Origin of the sequence: Lapillicoccus sp., from assembly GCF_025353065.1 — a bacterium.
In the GTDB taxonomy this organism is placed as follows: domain Bacteria; phylum Actinomycetota; class Actinomycetes; order Actinomycetales; family Dermatophilaceae; genus Lapillicoccus.
Window position 1 is genome coordinate 1 of record NZ_JANXRJ010000197.1, and the last position, 2,002, is coordinate 2,002.

Annotated in this window: 2 protein-coding genes; both read left to right on the plus strand. The window is 72.7% G+C overall.

The window, feature by feature from the left end:
- A partial coding sequence (locus Q0R63_RS15295; RefSeq protein WP_295699042.1) for a CpaF/VirB11 family protein occupies window positions 1-1,183 on the plus strand: 1,183 nt, incomplete at its 5' end.
- Window positions 1,180-2,002, plus strand: an 823-nt coding sequence (locus tag Q0R63_RS15300; protein WP_295699046.1) for a type II secretion system F family protein, incomplete at its 3' end; no start/stop codon positions are given. The genes Q0R63_RS15295 and Q0R63_RS15300, both read left to right, overlap by 4 nt.

The following is a 2,002-nucleotide window of genomic DNA, read 5'->3' on the forward strand; positions in this document are numbered from 1 at the left end:
GGCGTGGACCGTGCGTGAGCAGACCCTGATGGGTCAGGCCGTGTTCGATGCCGTGTTCCGCCTCGGGCGGCTCCAACCTTTGGTCGATGAGGACCGGGTGGAGAACATCTTCATCCTCGGCCACCAGCAGGTCCTGCTCGAGCTGACCGACGGCAGCCGCATCCCGGGCCCGCGGGTGGCCGACAGCGACGAGGAGCTGATCGACTTCCTCCGTTTCCTGGCCAACCGGTCGGAGTCGAACCCGCGACCCTTCTCCGAGGGCACCCCGCGCCTGCACATGAAGCTCGACGGAGGCGCCCGGCTGGCGGCGACCGCGTGGGTGGTCAGCCGCCCCACGGTCGTGATCAGGCGGCACCGCCTCAAGGTCGACTCCCTGCAGGCGTGGGTCGAGCGGGGCTGCCTCAGCCCGGCCTGCGCGAACTTCCTGACCGCGGTCGTCCGCGGCGCGTGGAGCGTCGCCGTGTCGGGGCCGATGTCGGCGGGGAAGACCACCCTGATGCGGGCCTTGTGCGCGCAGATCCCCCGGCAGGAGGCGATCGGGACGTTCGAGACCGAGTACGAGCTGTTCCTGGCCGAGTCCGGCCGGCACGAGATCGTCATCGACTGGGAGGCCCGCCCCGGAGTGGGGGAGGTCGGCGCCGACGGTCGCGCGGCGGGCGCGTTCGACCTCGCCGACGCGCTGACCGACTCGTTCCGTTTCGCGCTCTCCCGCCAAATTATCGGCGAGATCCGGGGCCCCGAGGTGTGGACGATGATCAAGGCCATGGAGTCGGGCACCGGGTCCCTCTCGACCACCCATGCCGCGAACGCCGAGACCTGTATCCGCAAGCTGGTGACCTGCGCGATGGAGGCCGGCGCCCACGTCACCCGCGACCTGGCCCTGGAGAAGCTGTCCGGGTGCCTTGACGTCATCGTCCAGCTGGATCGCAAGGTCGTCCACCTGCCCGACGGCACCCAGCAGCTGCGGCGCTGGGTCAGCGAGGTCGTCGTCGTCGAGCCGGGGGAGAAGGACAAGGGGTACGCCCTGACCCACCTCTTCGGGCCCACCACCCACGCGCCCGGCTCGTATGCTCCGGCGCAGGCCACCGGGATCATCAGCGAACGGTGCCGCGACCTAGTCGGGCACGGCTTCGACCTCGAGCTCTACCAGGGCGAGGCCGACGAGCGGGGGAGACGGCCGTGACCGGGCTGCTGCCGGCCCTCTTCGGCGCCCTGGTCATTGGGGGACTGCTGGGCGCCGCGGCCGCGCTGCGTCCGTCCACACCCCGGCCGCGGACCGGGCGGGCGCCGTCCGCGCTTGGGACCCGGTTGGGTGCCCTCGCCCGCGTTTCGCCGCGGGTGCGGACCACCGCGGCGGTGTCCGTCCTGGCCGGGGCGGTCCTCGCCTTGGTCACCGGGTGGGTCGCCGCGGTGGTCATCCTCCCGGCGGCCGCGGTGGGCCTGCCGTATCTGCTGTCGGCGCCGCCCGCCGCCCAGAAGATCCGGCGGGTCGAGGCGATGGAGGAGTGGACCCGCAGCCTCGCCGGTGTCCTCGGCGCCGGCGTCGGCCTCGAGCAGGCCCTGACCGCGACGCTGCGCTCCACCCCGGAACCGATCAAACCCGAGGTCACCGCCCTGGTCGCGCGGCTGCGGGCCCGGTGGGACACCGAGACGGCCCTGCGGGCGTTCGCCGACGACCTCGACGACGCCACCGGGGACCTGATCGCCGCCTCGCTGATCCTCGGTGCCCGGCGTCGCGGGCCGGGGTTGGCGCGGGTGCTCGTCGCGATCGCGGACGCGGTCGCCGAGGAGGTCGCGATGCGCCGCAAGGTCGAGGCGGAGCGGGCCAAGCCTCGAGCCACGGCCCGCGCGGTCACCCTGATCACGCTCGGTGTCGTGGCCGTCGGTGCACTCAACGGGACGTATCTCGCCCCCTACGGCACACCGCTGGGTCAGCTCGTCCTTGCCATGATCACGCTGGGCTTCGTCGGTGCGCTGGGGTGGATGCGAGCCCTGACGCTGT